This window comes from Pseudomonas sp. WS 5411, assembly GCF_012985595.1.
GTDB lineage: Bacteria > Pseudomonadota > Gammaproteobacteria > Pseudomonadales > Pseudomonadaceae > Aquipseudomonas > Aquipseudomonas shahriarae.
Map to the genome: position 1 here is coordinate 131,661 of NZ_JAARMC010000003.1, position 15,912 is coordinate 147,572.

At 61.3% G+C, this 15,912-nt stretch carries 18 protein-coding genes and 1 pseudogene; 8 read left to right on the forward strand and 11 right to left on the reverse strand.

All coding sequences use genetic code 11. The features are described 5' to 3' along the window. Window positions 1-6: 6 nt before the first annotated feature. Window positions 7-918, reverse strand: coding sequence for an ABC transporter six-transmembrane domain-containing protein (locus HBR93_RS07190; RefSeq protein WP_057440494.1), 912 nt, complete (start codon window positions 916-918; stop codon window positions 7-9). 113 nt (window positions 919-1,031) lie between these two features. On the opposite strand from HBR93_RS07190, the gene HBR93_RS07195 reads away from it, so the two are divergent. After that, on the forward strand, window positions 1,032-1,616 hold the full coding sequence (locus tag HBR93_RS07195) for a TetR family transcriptional regulator (RefSeq protein WP_169960069.1): 585 nt from the start codon (window positions 1,032-1,034) through the stop codon (window positions 1,614-1,616). Here HBR93_RS07195 and HBR93_RS07200 read toward each other — a convergent pair. After that, entirely contained in the window at window positions 1,613-3,109 is a 1,497-nt protein-coding gene (locus HBR93_RS07200; RefSeq protein WP_115129270.1) for a YifB family Mg chelatase-like AAA ATPase, read from the reverse strand. The two genes, HBR93_RS07195 and HBR93_RS07200, sit on opposite strands and share 4 nt — an antisense overlap. 148 nt (window positions 3,110-3,257) lie before the next feature. Next, window positions 3,258-3,518, reverse strand: coding sequence for an accessory factor UbiK family protein (locus tag HBR93_RS07205; RefSeq protein WP_057444205.1), 261 nt, complete (start codon window positions 3,516-3,518; stop codon window positions 3,258-3,260). Between the two features lie 420 nt (window positions 3,519-3,938). Here HBR93_RS07205 and glnK point away from each other — a divergent pair, with 420 nt between their 5' ends. The 4 genes and pseudogenes from glnK to sutA all read left to right on the forward strand — a co-directional run bounded on the left by glnK (window position 3,939) and on the right by sutA (window position 6,492). After that, window positions 3,939-4,277, forward strand: coding sequence for a P-II family nitrogen regulator (glnK, locus tag HBR93_RS07210; RefSeq protein WP_002555808.1), 339 nt, complete (start codon window positions 3,939-3,941; stop codon window positions 4,275-4,277). A gap of 34 nt (window positions 4,278-4,311) precedes the next feature. Further along, window positions 4,312-5,649: an ammonium transporter gene (locus HBR93_RS07215; RefSeq protein ID WP_029289659.1), complete on the forward strand. Its 1,338-nt coding sequence runs from the start codon at window positions 4,312-4,314 to the stop codon at window positions 5,647-5,649. A gap of 252 nt (window positions 5,650-5,901) precedes the next feature. After that, a pseudogene (locus HBR93_RS26905) lies at window positions 5,902-6,042 on the forward strand (YjbQ family protein); the annotation flags it as partial. A gap of 123 nt (window positions 6,043-6,165) precedes the next feature. Then, window positions 6,166-6,492, forward strand: coding sequence for a transcriptional regulator SutA (sutA, locus tag HBR93_RS07225; RefSeq protein ID WP_057440491.1), 327 nt, complete (start codon window positions 6,166-6,168; stop codon window positions 6,490-6,492). A 110-nt stretch (window positions 6,493-6,602) separates the two neighbouring features. On the opposite strand, the gene HBR93_RS07230 is transcribed toward sutA, so the two are convergent. The 6 genes from HBR93_RS07230 to HBR93_RS07255 are packed head-to-tail and all read right to left on the reverse strand — an operon-like array spanning window position 6,603 to window position 11,188. Continuing rightward, window positions 6,603-7,298: an HAD-IA family hydrolase gene (locus tag HBR93_RS07230; protein ID WP_057960982.1), complete on the reverse strand. Its 696-nt coding sequence runs from the start codon at window positions 7,296-7,298 to the stop codon at window positions 6,603-6,605. Continuing rightward, window positions 7,295-8,194, reverse strand: coding sequence for a tyrosine recombinase XerC (gene xerC, locus HBR93_RS07235; protein WP_169960070.1), 900 nt, complete (start codon window positions 8,192-8,194; stop codon window positions 7,295-7,297). Before xerC ends, HBR93_RS07230 begins: the two co-directional genes overlap by 4 nt. 2 nt (window positions 8,195-8,196) lie before the next feature. Beyond that, window positions 8,197-8,922: a DUF484 family protein gene (locus tag HBR93_RS07240; protein WP_057440488.1), complete on the reverse strand. Its 726-nt coding sequence runs from the start codon at window positions 8,920-8,922 to the stop codon at window positions 8,197-8,199. 13 nt (window positions 8,923-8,935) lie between these two features. Beyond that, on the reverse strand, window positions 8,936-9,766 hold the full coding sequence (gene dapF, locus HBR93_RS07245) for a diaminopimelate epimerase (protein ID WP_057440487.1): 831 nt from the start codon (window positions 9,764-9,766) through the stop codon (window positions 8,936-8,938). A 3-nt stretch (window positions 9,767-9,769) separates the two neighbouring features. Further along, window positions 9,770-11,017, reverse strand: a complete 1,248-nt coding sequence (gene lysA, locus HBR93_RS07250; protein WP_057440486.1) for a diaminopimelate decarboxylase — start codon at window positions 11,015-11,017, stop codon at window positions 9,770-9,772. 9 nt (window positions 11,018-11,026) lie between these two features. Then, on the reverse strand, window positions 11,027-11,188 hold the full coding sequence (locus HBR93_RS07255; RefSeq protein ID WP_038444426.1) for a lipoprotein: 162 nt from the start codon (window positions 11,186-11,188) through the stop codon (window positions 11,027-11,029). A gap of 239 nt (window positions 11,189-11,427) precedes the next feature. Here HBR93_RS07255 and cyaY point away from each other — a divergent pair, with 239 nt between their 5' ends. From cyaY to rnk, 3 genes are all read left to right on the forward strand, one after another. Then, window positions 11,428-11,760 carry an iron donor protein CyaY gene (cyaY, locus tag HBR93_RS07260; RefSeq protein WP_057440485.1) on the forward strand — a complete coding sequence of 111 codons (333 nt, stop codon included), beginning with the start codon at window positions 11,428-11,430 and terminating at the stop codon, window positions 11,758-11,760. Window positions 11,761-11,762: 2 nt separating this feature from the next. Then, the gene (locus HBR93_RS07265; protein WP_057440618.1) at window positions 11,763-11,981 is read left to right on the forward strand and encodes a DUF1289 domain-containing protein; all 219 of its coding nucleotides are present in this window, start codon (window positions 11,763-11,765) and stop codon (window positions 11,979-11,981) included. Between the two features lie 143 nt (window positions 11,982-12,124). Beyond that, window positions 12,125-12,535 carry a nucleoside diphosphate kinase regulator gene (rnk, locus tag HBR93_RS07270; protein WP_057444204.1) on the forward strand — a complete coding sequence of 137 codons (411 nt, stop codon included), beginning with the start codon at window positions 12,125-12,127 and terminating at the stop codon, window positions 12,533-12,535. On the opposite strand, the gene HBR93_RS07275 is transcribed toward rnk, so the two are convergent. Together HBR93_RS07275 and HBR93_RS07280 are read right to left on the reverse strand one after the other, a co-directional pair. After that, window positions 12,532-15,372 carry a class I adenylate cyclase gene (locus HBR93_RS07275; RefSeq protein WP_169960071.1) on the reverse strand — a complete coding sequence of 947 codons (2,841 nt, stop codon included), beginning with the start codon at window positions 15,370-15,372 and terminating at the stop codon, window positions 12,532-12,534. The genes rnk and HBR93_RS07275 overlap by 4 nt on opposite strands. Before the next feature lie 167 nt (window positions 15,373-15,539). Continuing rightward, the gene (locus HBR93_RS07280; protein ID WP_057440483.1) at window positions 15,540-15,794 is read right to left on the reverse strand and encodes a TIGR02647 family protein; all 255 of its coding nucleotides are present in this window, start codon (window positions 15,792-15,794) and stop codon (window positions 15,540-15,542) included. Between the last annotated feature and the right edge of the window lie 118 nt (window positions 15,795-15,912).

Below are 15,912 nucleotides of genomic sequence, written 5' to 3' on the forward strand. Positions count from 1 at the left end.
GGCTGATCAATTCCCGAGTCCCGGATCCACCCGTTTGCCGATGTCCTTGAGCCGCGCCAGTTGATCAACCATCCCTGGCGCTTCGTCGAGGCTGCTGACGAAGGTCCACAGGTACGTCATCACCGCATAGACATGGCCGGCCTTGACCGCTGGCGACAAGGCCAGTTGGCTGATCGCTACGATGAACAGTAGCGCTGCCAGCGCGCCGAGAAACAGGTAGGCGACGGCTTCGCGGTCCGACAGCCAGATACGCAGGCGTGACAGCAGTTGGTAATGGCGTCGCAACGTCTGGGCGCCAACCTTTTCCACCAGGCCAATCTCTTTCTCCAGGCGGTTATTCAACCGTTCGTGCAACTGCTCGTTACGGCGGGCAAAGCGCGGTAGCAGGATGATGCAAAGCAGCAGTGCCGCAAAGCAGGCCAGGCCCACCCAAGGTTCAATCACCAATAACATCGCGGCCGCGCCAACGATGGAGACCAAGGCTGTCGCGATCACCGGCACATGCTTTTCGAAGAAGTCGACAAAGTCCCGCGCCAGCACCACCCGTGCGGCGGCCTTGGACGTGCTGTGATTCTGTAGACGCTGGTTGAGAATCACAGGTACGGCAAGATCGGCGTAGATCCGCGTGAAGGTCCGGGTATCCAACGCCCGGCGTGCGGCGCCGACCACCCAGAACGCCATCACCACGGCCGCATAGAACAGCGCACTGCTGGCATCGCCGCGCAGGATCGAGTCCACGGCGAAACCGGCAAACAGGGGATAGGCCAGCAGCAACGCGTTCTCCAGCGCAACCAACGACAGCGTGCAGAACAGCTTGCCGGGATAAGCCTTGGCGATTGCCTTGAGGGTTTGGCTGGCCGATTGCTGGCCGATTTTCTTGCTTTCTTCGATCAGGATCTGTGGCGTTGTGGATGGCATGGGTGCACCAAAGGAGTAATAGGCGCTACTATTGAGCGACTGCTCAAGTATCCTTGAGCGATCGCTCAAAAAGCAAGCGCCGCTTATCTGACGGCGCCCGTAAGGAATTGCCCATGTCGCGTATCGACCGTAAAGACCAGATCATCGCCGCAGCCCTGGAGCTGTTTCGCAGCAAGGGCTTTGCCGATGTCTCCACCCGCGATCTGGCGGAGCATGCGGGCTTGTCCCGCAGCCACGTGTATCACTACTTCAGCGACTGGAAAGAACTGCGCCGCGAAGCCTTTGTTCGCTTCGCCAATGAGCAGTTGGACGAAGTGCGCGTGCCATTGGCAGATGCGCCGCCGCTTGAGGCCTTGGTGGGTTTCCTCAGGGGTTGCCTGCCCTGTACCGCCGACGCCGGCTGGGCGCTCTGGCTGGATGCCTGGGATGAGGCGATGCATGACGCGGAACTGGCTCAGGCGTATCTGCTGGTCAATGCCCAGTGGCAAGCCATGCTTGCCGATGTGATCGAGCAGGGGATCGCTGCCGGGGTATTTCGCTGTGACTCATCCAGCCGTGCGGCCCGCCAGATCTTTGCGGTGACGATGGGTTATACCGATGACCTGTTGCTCAAGCCCTCCGTCGAGTCGGCGCAAGTGGTACTGGGTGAGGTGATGGAAGTGGCGGGGCTGCTGTTGGATTTGCCCAGGGATCGCTAAGTCACGGCGGCTGGCCGGTACTGCAACGCTTCGGCCAGATGATGGCGAGCGATGGCGTCTGCCTGTTCCAGGTCGGCCAGGGTGCGCGCGACCTTGAGTAGCCGATGAGCTGCGCGCAACGACAGGGTCAGGCGCTCACAGGCGCTTTCCAGCCAGCCCTCATCGGCTTTCGATAGCTCGCAGTGGCGCCGCAAACCCGTCAGGTCGAGGAATGCATTTGCACAGCCCTGGCGTTGTTGCTGGCGATCCCTGGCGCTGGCGACGAGGGTTGAAGCGCTGGCAGTGTCATTGCCGGTTTGTTTGGCTGGGTTCAGCGCGGTGCTTTCCCGGGCAACGGTCAGGTGCAGGTCGATTCGATCCAGCAACGGCCCCGAGAGCTTGTTGCGGTAGCGCTGGATCTGTTCCGGCGTACACCGACAGCGCCCGCTGGGTTCGCCCATATAGCCGCAGGGGCAAGGGTTCATGGCTGCCACCAGCTGAAAGCGTGCGGGGAAGCTCACGCGGTCGCGCGCCCGGGAAATCACGATATGCCCGGACTCCAATGGCTCGCGCAGCACCTCCAGCACCTTGCGATCAAATTCCGGCAGCTCATCGAGAAACAACACGCCGTGATGGGCCAGGGTGATTTCCCCAGGTTGTGGCTTCGAACCGCCGCCCACCAGCGCCGGCCCGGACGCCGAATGGTGCGGCTGACGAAATGGCCGGTGGGGCCAGTGGCTCAACGGTGCGAGGCTGACCACCGACTGGATGGCTGCCACTTCCAGGGCTTCCTGTTCGCTCAAGGGCGGCAGCAGGCCGGGCAGGCGGCTGGCGAGCAAGGTCTTGCCGGTGCCGGGTGGCCCGCTGAACAGCAGGTTGTGGGCACCCGCGGCGGCAATCAGCAACGCGCGCTTGGCGGCAAGTTGGCCCTGCACCTCGCTCAGGTCCGGGTAAGGTTTGTTCAGGTACAGCAGCCCGTCGGACTTGTACGGCTCGATCGGCACCCGTCCATTCAGGTGCGCCACCACTTGCAGCAGATGATCCACTGCAATCACCTTCAACCCGGAGGCCAGGCACGCCTCCTCGGCATTGGCCCTGGGCACGATCACGCTGCGCCCGGCCTTGCGTGCCGCCAGCGCGGCCGGCAACACCCCTTTGACGGCCCGCACTTCGCCAGACAGGGCCAGTTCGCCAAGGCATTCAACGTCATCCAACTCCAGCGCCGGTACCTGCACGCTGGCCGCGAGAATCCCCAGGGCAATCGCCAGATCAAAACGCCCGCCGTCCTTGGGCAGGTCGGCGGGCGCCAGGTTGAGGGTGATACGGCGTGCGGGGTATTGCAGCGCGCTGTTGAGAATGGCGCTGCGCACCCGGTCCTTGCTCTCCTTGACCGCGGTCTCCGGCAGGCCCACCAGGGTCAGGGACGGCAAGCCATTGGCCATATGCACTTCGACAGTGACGGCGGGGGCTTCGACGCCGATCTGGGCGCGGCTGTGGACGATGGCGAGGGACATGCTCGTTCCTTGAAAGGGAGGGCCGCGTGCTGCGGTTTTTCAAGGGTAGACGAGGGAGGGTGAGGCGCTGTGTGCAGGTTTTACAGAACGTATCCAGGCGCTGTCATTGCAGGAGCCGGCAAGCCGGCTCCAAGAGGGGACGCGGTGGTTATTCCTGAGGTGGATTCAGCCGCGCTTCCAACTCCGCCACCTTCGCCTCCAGGCTCTCCAGCCGCGCACGGGTGCGGGCCAGGACTACCATCTGGCTGTCGAATTCCTCACGGCTGACCAGGTCCAGCTTGCTGAACCCGCTTTGCAGCAGCGCCTTGAACTGGCTTTCGATTTCATTGCGGGGCAGCGGGGTTTCGCCGCTGAACAGGCGAGAGGCGTGGCCGCTCAGGGCGTCGAGGAGGTCTTTGGGCGCGAGCATGGGAAACATTCCGGAAAACAGTTGGCCGGCAGTGTATCACGCAGCGCCTATAGTCTTTTCAGCGTGGCCTGCGCACGCTTTTCGCGCATTGGGCTGAATGCGGATGCACTGTTTTTGTGCGTATCCAGGCTGCTGCACCGGCCCATTGGTGGGCGTAGACGGGCAACGGATTGATTTCAGTGACTTTTACGGAGCTGGCAAGGTTTCTGCTTAGACGATCATGACCCATGCACTGATGCAGTCGCTGTGACGAATGCAGTGCGCTGACGGACCAGGGTACATGTTTCGTCACCAACGGTTAGCTGGCGTCGCAAAGGCATTCGCCGAGGCGACGATGCGTTACAAAGCCAGGCACTGCGCTTAGACTTGAGACGGGTTTGTTTTCCTGGGGCAAGTCCACCAATTCGGGAGAGAGTTTTCATGAAGCTAGTCACTGCCATCATCAAGCCGTTCAAGTTGGACGATGTACGCGAGTCACTGTCCGAGATCGGCGTGCAGGGCATTACCGTCACTGAGGTCAAAGGCTTCGGTCGGCAGAAGGGTCATACCGAGCTGTATCGCGGCGCGGAATACGTAGTCGATTTCCTGCCGAAGGTGAAGATTGATGTCGCCATTGACGACAAGGATCTTGATCGGGTTATCGAGGCGATAACCAAGGCGGCCAACACCGGCAAGATCGGTGACGGCAAGATCTTCGTGGTCAATCTGGAACAGGCTATTCGCATCCGTACCGGCGAAACCGATACCGACGCAATCTAAGCCGCCAAACCCCAACGCCCCAGGAGAAAACAATATGACTCTGCGTAAATTCGCAGGGCTAGGAGCCCTGTTGTCCATCGTAATGCCCAGCCTGGCCATGGCGGCAGACGAAGTGGCGGCTCCAGTCCTCAATTCCGGCGACACTGCCTGGATGCTGACAGCCACCGCACTGGTGCTGTTCATGACCATCCCTGGCCTGGCGCTGTTCTACGGCGGCATGGTCCGCTCCAAAAACATTCTTTCTGTGATGATGCAGTGCTTCGCCATTACTGGTCTGATCAGCATCCTGTGGGTCGTCTACGGCTACAGCATCGCGTTCGACACCACGGGCATGGAACAGGGCGTCGTCAACTTCAACTCGTTCTTCGGCGGCATGGGCAAGGCGTTCCTGGCGGGTGTCACACCGTCCAGCATCACTGGGCCTGCGGCGCTGTTCCCGGAAGCGGTGTTCATCACCTTCCAGATGACCTTCGCGATCATCACCCCGGCGCTGATTGTCGGTGCGTTCGCCGAGCGCATGAAGTTCTCCGCCATGCTGCTGTTCATGGCTATCTGGTTCACCCTGGTCTATGCGCCGATCGCGCACATGGTCTGGAGCGGCAACGGCGGCCTGATGTGGGACTGGGGCGTGCTGGACTTCGCCGGCGGTACCGTGGTGCACATCAACGCCGGTGTGGCTGGCCTGGTGGCGTGCATCGTGCTCGGCAAGCGTAAAGGCTACCCGACCACCCCAATGGCCCCGCACAACCTGGGCTACACCCTGATCGGCGCGGCGATGCTGTGGATCGGCTGGTTCGGCTTCAACGCCGGCTCCGCTGCTGCGGCCAACGGCACGGCCGGCATGGCGATGCTGGTGACTCAGATCGCCACTGCTGCTGCGGCACTGGGCTGGATGTTCGCCGAGTGGATCACCCACGGCAAGCCAAGCGCCCTGGGCATTGCCTCGGGTGTGGTAGCCGGCCTGGTGGCCGTTACCCCGGCCGCCGGTACCGTAGGCCCGATGGGCGCACTGGTGATCGGCCTGGCGTCTGGCGTGATCTGCTTCTTCTGCGCCACCAGCCTCAAGCGCAAGCTGGGCTACGATGACTCCCTGGATGCCTTCGGTGTGCACGGTGTGGGCGGGATTGTCGGGGCGATTCTCACCGGCGTATTCGCGGCGCCGATCCTGGGTGGCTTCGGCACCGTGACCGATATTGCTGCACAGGTCTGGATCCAGGCCAAGGGCGTAGGCTTTACCGTGATCTATACCGGCATCGTGACCTTCGTAATTCTCAAGGTGCTGGACTTGACCATCGGCCTGCGTGTGACCGAAGAGGAAGAGGCCGTTGGCCTGGACCTGGCGGAGCACAACGAACGTGGCTACAACTTGTAAGAACGTATGAAAAAAAACATGCCCGGCTTGCCGGGCATTTTTTTGTCTGGTATTTGCCTGTGGTGACGGCGCGTGAGCATTTTTGTGCCGAGTTTGTGATTGGATCCACACAGTACTTTTCAGTGTGCGAATGTCTTACAGGCATGTAGGCGTATTCGGCACTTTGTTTTTTCCCAGAGCGCGCTAGAATGCGCGCCGATGGGCGCAGAACTGTATATGGCGACAGACCCTGATTACCCTGCGGGCCAAGCCCCGGGTCATTTCAAGGGCAGCCTATCGGGTCGCCAACTGAGTTTGCCGGTCAAGGCCGGCCACTTGGCAATGGGCACATGGCAACGCGTTTATCTGGACGAGCACCCTGATCATGGCGGTGCTCGTAAAGTCCTCGCCACCTGCACGGTGATGGGGCATAAGCCACTGGTTATCCGGTGGACGTTGATTTTTTTCCGGCAGCCTTCGACAGATGGTGAAGCTGGGCTATAACTAATCTGCTTTTCGCAAGTCATGAGGTAGAACATGAGCGACGATGATCTGGAAAACGACGAACTGGAAGTAGGTGACGAAGACGACACCGAAGAAGGTCTTGAAGCGGTAGCGGAAGACGTTGCTGACGATGACGGTGGCGATGATGCACCTGTTCCGGCCGCCAAAGGCAAGGCCAAGGCTGCTGTTTCGGTAGACGAACTGCCGAGCGTCGAGGCCAAGAACAAAGAGCGCGATGCGCTGGCCCGTGCGATGGAAGAGTTCCTCGCCAAAGGCGGTAAAGTGCAGGAAGTCGAGGCCAACGTGGTGGCAGATCCACCGAAGAAGCCGGATAACAAGTACGGCAGTCGGCCTATCTGAGGCCGGTTACTTGCTTGCTGAAAAAGCCCGCCGTCGCTGCGGGTTTTTTCATGCCTGGAACAAACTTCAGCAGGCTCCCACCTTGGATTTCCAGTGGTATCGCAGCCGCGTTATTTCCAGCTGTGGAGCAGCTCCGGTAGCTCGGTCAGGCTGCGAATCTGCGCATCCGGCAATGCCTCACCTTCCCAAACCTTGCCGGTCGGGTTGAACCACACGGCTCGCAACCCCGCCTGCTGCGCCCCGGCAATGTCATCGCCAGGGTGATCGCCAATATGCACCGCCGCACTGGCATCCACCCCGCCCCGCTGCAACGCCTCTTGAAACAAGCGCGCATCCGGCTTGGCGATGCCGATATCCTCGGCCCTCAGGGCAAAGTGGAAGTAATCCGCCAGGCCTACGCGCTGCACATCGGCATTGCCATTGGTGATCACCCCCAGCAGAAAGTGCTGGCGCAGGGCTTGTAGCATCGGCTCGGCTTCGGGGAAGACGGTGAGCTGGTGCCGCGCATGAATGAACGCTTCAAAACACACATCGGCCATCTCCGTGGCTTGCGGCTGTGGATAACCGGCCTCTTCAAAGGCGTGCATCAGCACCCGCTGGCGCAGCACACTGATCCGGTGTTTGAGCTCGGGATGACGTTGCAGCACCTGCTGGCGCAGGCTGGCGAAATGCTCCAGGGGCAGGTCGCCGACCTTGGACGCATGGGTCGCCAGCCATTGGCGCATCGACGCTTCGGCGCTGATGATGACGGGGACGTTGTCCCACAGGGTGTCGTCCAGGTCGAAGGTGATTAGCTTGATGCTCATGAGTCGCCGCCTTTAACGCGTTTGGCCCTGGGATGGGCGCTGTCGTACACCGTCGCCAGGTGCTGGAAGTCCAGGTGGGTGTAGATCTGGGTGGTCTTGATATCCGAGTGGCCGAGCAGTTCCTGCACGGCGCGCAAGTCTTGTGACGATTCCAGCAGGTGGCTGGCAAAGGAGTGCCGGAGCATGTGCGGATGCAGGTTCTGCCCCAGCTCCCGCTCGCCGGCGGCCTTGACCCGCAACTGAATGGCCCGTGGCCCGAGGCGTCGGCCTTGCTGGCTGACAAACACCGCGTCGTCCGGCGGATTGCTCAGGGCTCGCAGGGGCAGCCACACCAGCAGGGCGTCGCGGGCCTTTTTGCCGATGGGCAGCACGCGGGTCTTGCTGCCTTTGCCGTGCACTTGCACCAGGCCGTCGGCCAGGTCCAGTTGCTCGAGGTTGAGGCTGGTCAGCTCCGACAGGCGCAGGCCCGAGGAATAGAACAGCTCCAGGATCGCCTGGTCGCGGTGCGCCAGGAAGTCATCTTCGACCGCGCCATCGAGCAATTGCAGGGTGCGGTCGGCATCCAGGGTCTTGGGCAGGCGGCGCTCACCCTTGGGCGGCGCCAGGCCGTTGGCCGGGTCGTGATCGCACAGGCCTTCGCGGTTGAGGTAGTGATACAGACCACGTACCGCCGACAGCAGGCGCGCCAGGCTGCGGGAGGATTGGCCTTGCTGGTGCAGGCGTGCAATCAGGCTGCGCAGGCCCTGGATATCAAGGGCCTTCCAGCTGCTGATCTGGTGTTTCTGGCAGAACGCCAGGACCTTGTTCAAGTCCCGTCGGTAGGCTTCCAGCGTATGGGAAGACACCTGGCGCTCGCTGCGCAGGTGAGCGCAGTAGGCGTCCAGTTGCCGTTCCATGGCTAGCGCACCGCGCGCAGGGCAGTGGTAAAGCGCGGCAGGCTGCGGCTCAACACTTCGGCAATGTAGGTCAAAAACAGCGTGCCTACCGTGCTCTTGTAGTGCTGCGGGTCACGGCTGGCAATGGCCAGGACGCCATGCAGGCCTTGATGGTTGAGGGCGACCACGGCAGTCGAGCCGATCTGCACGCGCTGGTCCTCGCCAAACAGGAAGTCCAGCTCATGCTCGCGCAGGGTGCCGCTGATGGTCTTGCCTTCCGACAACAGGCCGCCAATGGCGGTCTGCGCTTCGCTGCCCTTGACCCAGCGCCCGACCGGCATCGGGTTGTCACTGAACAGGATCAGGCTGACAAACGGCACCTGGAAGTCCTGGCGCAGGCTGTCTTCGACGGCAATGGTCAGGTCTTCCAGGCTGGCGGCATCCAGCAGTGCCAGGATCAGGCGGCGGGTCTTGTCGAACAGGCGGTCGTTGTCGCGGGCCACGTCCATCAACTGTGAGAGCCGATGGCGCATTTCGATATTGCGTTCGCGCAGGATCTTCATCTGCCGCTCCACCAGCGACACGGTATCGCCGCGCTGGTGAGGGATGCGCAGGGCCGGCAGCAGTTCGTCGTGTTCGACGAAGAAGTCCGGGTTAGCCTCCAGGTAAGCGGCGACGGCCGCTGCCTCCAGGCTTTCGCAAGGGGATCCTTCGGGCTGCTTGGCGGGTGCCTGGGGCTTATCGGTCATTGGCGAGTCGCTCTCATAGACGGACCTGTCCTTCGTATACACGGGATGCCGGGCCGGTCATCTTCACCGGTTGGCCTGGGCCTGCCCATTCGATGGACAGGCGTCCGCCGGGCAGGTCGATCAACAGGGGCGAATCCATCCAGCCCTGGCTGATCGCAGCCACGGCGGCGGCGCAAGCGCCGGTGCCACAAGCCTGGGTTTCCCCGGCGCCGCGTTCCCACACGCGCAATTGCGCGCGGGAGCGGTCGATGACCTGCAGGAAGCCGACGTTGACCCGCGCCGGAAAGCGCGGGTGATGTTCGATCTTCGGTCCCAGTTCATGCACCGGCGCATTGTTGATGTCGTTGACCCGCAGCACCGCATGGGGGTTGCCCATGGACACAGCGGCCACCTCGACCACAGTGCCGTCGACATCCAGTGGATAACTCAAGGCCTGGGCCTCTGCCTGGAAAGGAATATCGGCCGGCACCAGGCGCGGGGCGCCCATGTCGACGCTGATCTGGCCGTCGCTGCGGATATCCAGCTCGATAATGCCGCTTTTGGTCTCGACGCGAATCTGCCGTTTGGCGGTCAGGCGCTTGTCCAGCACGAACCGGGCGAAGCAGCGCGCACCGTTGCCGCACTGTTCCACTTCGGAACCGTCGGAGTTGAAGATCCGGTAACGGAAATCCACCTCCGGATTGCTTGGCGCCTCGACGATCAGCAGCTGATCGAAACCGATGCCGGTATGGCGGTCGCCCCACAGCTTGGCGTGCTTGGGCAGGATATGCGCGTGCTGGCTGACCAGGTCAAGGACCATAAAGTCATTGCCCAGGCCGTGCATCTTGGTAAAACGCAGCAGCATGGCTTACTCCGGCAGCAGGCTTTCGCCAGCAAACAACTCGGCTACCGTCTCGCGGCGACGCACTTCAAACGCTTGATCACCGTCCACCAACACTTCGGCGGTACGCCCGCGGGTGTTGTAGTTGGAGCTCATGACAAACCCGTAGGCACCGGCCGAATGCACGGCCAGCAGATCGCCTTCTGCCAGGGCCAGTTCACGGTCCTTGGCCAGGAAGTCGCTGGTTTCACAAATCGGGCCGACGATGTCATAGGTGCGCGGGGCGCTGTCGCGCGGGCGCACGGCGCTGACATCCATCCAGGCCTGGTACAGCGCCGGGCGGATCAGGTCGTTCATCGCAGCATCGACGATGGCGAAATCCTTGTGTTCGGTGTGCTTGAGGTACTCGACCTGGGTCAGCAGTACGCCTGCATTGGCAACGATGTAGCGGCCCGGCTCGAATATCAGCTTCAGGTCGCGGCCTTCGGTGCGCTCGCGTACGGCCTTGACGTAGTCGGCCACCAGCGGCGGCTCTTCGTCGCGATAACGCACGCCCACGCCACCGCCCAGATCAATGTGGTGCAGGTAGATGCCGCACTCGCCGAGGCGGTCGATCAGCGCCAGTAGGCGGTCGAGGGCATCGAGGAAGGGGGGCAGACTGGTCAGTTGCGAACCGATATGGCAGTCCACACCCAGTACTTCCAGGTTTGGCAGTTGGGCGGCGCGGATATACACGTCTTCGGCGTCGGCAATCGCGATGCCGAACTTGTTCTCTTTGAGACCGGTGGAAATGTACGGGTGGGTACCGGCATCGACATCCGGGTTGACGCGCAGGGAGATCGGCGCACGCACGCCCATCTCGGCGGCCACCACTTGCAGGCGCTCCAGCTCGTCGGTGGACTCGACGTTGAAGCAATGCACGCCGATTTCCAGGGCGCGGCGCATGTCTTCGCGGGTCTTGCCGACACCGGAGAACACGATTTTGTCAGCCTTGCCGCCTGCGGCCAGTACACGCTCCAGCTCGCCACGGGACACGATGTCAAAACCAGCGCCCAGGCGCGCCAGGACATTGAGTACACCCAGGTTGGAGTTGGCTTTTACTGCATAGCACACCAGGCTTGGCGTGCCCTCCAGTGCATCGGCAAAGGTGCGGTATTGCGCTTCGATATGCGCTCGCGAGTACACATAGGTCGGGGTGCCGAAGCGTTCGGCAATCGCGGACAGCGCCACGCCTTCCGCGAACAGCTCGCCGTTCCGGTAGTTAAAAGCGTCCATGAAATTCCCTTAGTAGGTGTCGTGCTTGTGCGCTTTGGATTGCGACGTTTGCGCCTGTTCATTCGGGTCTTTGCTGTCATCGGGCAGGTACAACGGGCCTTTTTGACCACAGGCACTGACGAGGCAAGCGACCGCGACGAGCGCAGCAAGGGAAGAGATCAGGCGCTTCATGGCTAAATCCTTGAATATGCATTAATTGCGCCCGAGTATACCGACCACCCGCCAGCTTGCCTATGTGCCGGGACACCCGTCCGGCGGGGCTTTGCCGAGTATGTCGTGAAGTGACCTACATTAATTTGGGATATTTCTCGCGGCTGATGGGAACGAAATCGGTATTCTTTGCAATCATGATGGCGCCTCCGTATCGTGCGGCGCTTGAGCGTGAGTAGACACTTTTTGAGGTTCCCACCATGAGTTTGACCGAAGCCCGCTTTCACGACCTGGTCGATGCGACCCAGCAAGCGCTGGAGGATATTTTCGACGAGAGTGGCCTGGATGTGGATCTGGAAAATTCTGCCGGCGTGCTGACCGTCAAGTTCGAGAACGGTAGCCAATTGATCTTCAGCCGCCAGGAGCCGCTGCGTCAGTTGTGGCTGGCGGCACGTTCCGGAGGTTTTCACTTCGACTATGACGAAGAAGAAAAACGCTGGTCCCACGACACCAGCGATGAGCTGCTGAGCGAAATGCTTGCACGCATCACTCAGGAACAGGCCGGCGTCGAGCTGGATTTCGACGAGATTTGATCGTGACCCAGCCCACACCCGCCCGTCCGCCCAAGCCGCTGTTCAGCAATGTCAGCCCGGCAGTGCCGTCACCTTGTATCAGTTTGTGTCGGCTGGATGAGCAGAAAGTCTGCCTTGGCTGCTTCCGACACGTGGAAGACATCCGGGAATGGCGTTCCGCCGATGATCAGCGGCGCCGCGTGATCGTCGCACAGGCCGAGCAACGCAAGGCCGGTGCCTGACCTTCAGACCAGCCCATCTTGTTTATTTGGTGTGCTGTGGTAGTGTCCGGGTACACCTCAACTCATCGAGGTCCGTGAGAACCCCGCCGTTTATTGGCGGGGTTTTGCTTTTTTGTGCAGAAAAAAAGGAGTCTGCCGCAATCATGACTGCACCTTCCATCATCCTCACCCGTCTCGATGTGCAACGTCTTGAGCAACTGATCGACCGTATGGACGATAAACTGCCAGGCGTCATCGCCCTGCAAGCCGAACTTGACCGCGCTGAAGACGTGGTTGGTCACGATGAAGTGCCTGCCGGTGTCGTGACCATGAACTCCAGCGTGCATTGCCGCGAGCAAAGCAGCGGCAAGGACTATCACCTGACCCTGGTCTACCCCAAGGACGCGAATGCCGACGAAGGCAAGATCTCGATCCTCGCCCCGGTGGGCAGTGCGTTGCTGGGCCTGCAGGTTGGCCAGCACATCGACTGGCCCGCTCCAGGTGGCAAGACCCTCAAGCTTGAGCTGCTGAGTGTCGAAGGCCAGCCTAAAGACGGCGGCGCATTCACGCTCTAGACCTGATTCAAGGCCTGGTTGAGCGCCTGCTCCAACTCGGCCTTGTAGCGCAGGTAGAGATTGCTTGGGCTTTGAACATCACCGAGTAGCCCGGACAGGTCCAGGTCGGTGATGTAGCAACGATAGCGCTCGGTTTCCCGACGCTGCCCGACGATCTCCTGGGCGACCACTGCAAACAGCTGGTCGCCAAATTCCAGTTCACAAAACTCCCGCTGATTGCAGTACAGGGTAATCCCTACCTGGCCTGGCGCGCCCTTGCCGATAATCGCCTGCACGTCGTAGAACGGTTTGTTGGCCGGGACCTGGGGTGCCGGTCGTGGCTCGACCCGACGGGCCCGACCGCTTGCCGATGGCAACAGCTGGTAATACAGCGTTTGCACGGCCCCCAGTGGCTGCTGCGGGTCCAGCGGTGAGAGCGCGTCCCGACGATAGATGACCGACTGCAGGAAGCGCTGCAAAGGGGCGAGCAAGCTTTGCTCATCATGAAACGGCAGGCGCTGTTGCCAGAGGGCGTTGAATTCGTCGAGCACGTACAGCTCGGCGAAACCGTCATTGATGCGGTAGAACACCTGCACACAATCCGCCTGGCCCATAGGTAGCAGCGCTGCCAGATCATGGTCTTCCAGGGCCATGGCATCCAGGTGCAACGGGCTGTAGCTGGCCAGTTCTTCACAGAGGTATTCCACCAGCGCCTGCTGGTTGGCCAGGGACACATGATTGGCCTGCCCCGGCGCCAGTTCCATGACGTGATAGTGCTGCTGCACCTGGATCAGATAGCGGTGGTTGAGCTGGCTGAGCATCAGGTTTTGCGCGGTATCGAAAATCTCTTCCACACGCTGGGCAATGAACTGCGCACGGTTATGGCAGAAACAGCGCACCCGCAGCCGTGGCAGTTGGTCGTGTGGTAACTGATTCAGGTAATCGCGCAGGCAATCGAGCAGGGCGTGGGGGCCCTCGTAACGGCTGACCATTACCTCGTTCCAGCTGTTGAGTGTCACCTGGTCCAGGGTCAACACCAGGTTTTCCCTGACGCCGGCGTAACTCAGGGAGTCGGTGCGCTCGGTGGTCATCAGGATATTCAAGTCACGGTGGTGCTTGAGCGGGTCGACGCCGACGTTGACCAGCAACAGCACCTCCTCGGGTATCGCCGTACGCAGCAGGCGTTCCTCATCCACCGTGGCCAGGGGCAGGGCGACGGTCTGTTGCAGGCTGCCCAGCAGATTGAACAGCTCGAATTCGCTCAAATCGCTGGTGCCCGGATGCAGGGCCAGGCGAGTACTGCTGTCGATCACGCCGTTGCGATGGCACCAGGTGAGCATCTCCAGCAGGTCGCGGCTGCGTTTGATCGGCGCAAAGTGCTCCCATTCCAGGGCCGTCAGGCTGCCGTTGTACAGGCCCCAATGGTACTGGCCCGGCTCCTTGCGATTAGGCGAGTGGACCAGGGTGAGGGTGTCTTCGGCCAGGTCCGGGGCAATCCCCGGGTTGATGAACTCGACCTTGCCGGCCTTGCGTTCAAAGGCGGCGTACAGGCGCCGGCCCAGCACATTGAGGTCGCGCTTGTTGATCAGGCTCACGGTCTGTTCGGTGCGGGCGAATTGGGTCAGGAAGCGATAGCTGTAATTGAGCTCATTGACCAGGGCGCGGCGTTCGGACGCGACCTGTCGCACTTTCCACTGGCTGCGGCTGTCGAGCAGGGCCAGTTGCCGCTGGTCCCAGCCCCATTCATGGGCCAGGCGCTCCAGCAGCGCACGTTGCCAGCCGGTGGCGCGCTGGCCGGTGGTGAGCTTGCGGTTGACCTTCAGGTACAGGCTGCGCCGCACCAGTTCCAGGCGCTCGGGTTCGTTGCGCCCGCGCAGGTATTCTTCGATGCGACGGTAGACCACGATATACGGGTCCAGCTCATCCAGGTCCAGTTGGTTGGCGAACACCGCACGTTTGAAACGCAGGCTCAGGCACTGCACCTTGGGGTGCTCGCTGGCATACACCTCGGTGAGCAACAGCTTGAGCACCGACTTGTAGGGTGACTCGATACCCTTGAACAACTGCCACAGGCCGGCGCCGATAAATTCTCCCGGCGGGATATGGGCCAGGTGCCCGAGGTCGAGGGTTTCGTCGGCGCGGATAAAACGTTTGGAAATCAGCGCGTGGGTAAATTCGGCGTAGCGCGCTTCTTCGTAGACTGGCACCAGCCACCAGATTGGCGTGCGCCCGGCCAGCCAGATGGCGGTGCGGTAGAACTCATCGAGCAACAGATAGTGCTGGCTGGTGCCGCAGTCATCTGAGCTGAGCTGGGTATCGCGACCGCCCTGAGCAAAACGGCTGGGTTCGATCAGGAAAAAATGCGCCTCGGCGCCCATGCTCAGGGCCCAGGCCTCCAGCAACTGGCACTTTTTGCGCAATTCGACCAGCTCGGCCTCGTTTACCTCGGCGGCGTGGCAGACCCACACGTCCATATCACTCTGGTCGGCCTGGGCCAGTGTGCCAAGGCTGCCCATCAGGAACAGACCGTGGATCGGGGTGGGCGGGTTGCCGTGGCGTGGCTTGTAGGAAAACGAGCGGGTCAGGCGCTGGGCTTCGGCCAGGACCTGGGCATCCGGTTCAAAATTCGACAAACCGGCCGGCGTACTGCCCGAGACATAGCCAGGCAACAAGGGGTGATTGACATGGAAAAACAGCGGCAGCAGTGCCAGCACGCTTTGCTGGCGCGGCGTCAGGCCTTCGACAGCCCGGGCCATGCGGCCGGCATTGAGGGTGAGGAAACGCGAGCGCAGTTGGGCCAGTACCTTGCGGTCAATGCCTTCATCCAAGTCAGGGCGGATTTCATGGGTACTGGTCATGTCGAACTCAACGGCTCGCAGGCCCGGCGTGGGCGGCCGTGTAGGAGTTTACAGACAGAATCGTAGGAGGTTTAAGGGGAATTTGTTTTTGGCGCCAGAATTTTATCGTCGGCGCAGAAGTGCCCGCGGAATCCGTGAACAGAGGATTCCGTGGGCGATACGGTGGGTCAGGCGGCTTCTTTGGTGGTAGCGGTGGTCAGGATCGTCAGCAGTGTTTGCGCTTGTTCTGCTGCGTCGCGGCCCAGACTGGTCAGGTAGCCGCCATCTGGCTGGTCGATCAGTTTTTTCTCGAACAGGCGTTTGGCCGCAGCAATGGCAGTGGGAGCAGCGGTCTGATGGACTTTCAGACCTTCCTGGGAACTGCCCAGGTTGAAAAGTGCAAGGATTTCCAGTTCGGCAACCAACTCAGGGGTATACGACATAAGGACTCCAGACGTTCTAGGAATTGTCAGACGCTAGCAGCCCCTAAGGTGAACGTACTTGGGCGAACTGTCCAGTCTGGAGGAGCGAGCTTGCTCGCGAAAAGCGTTAACGTTGACC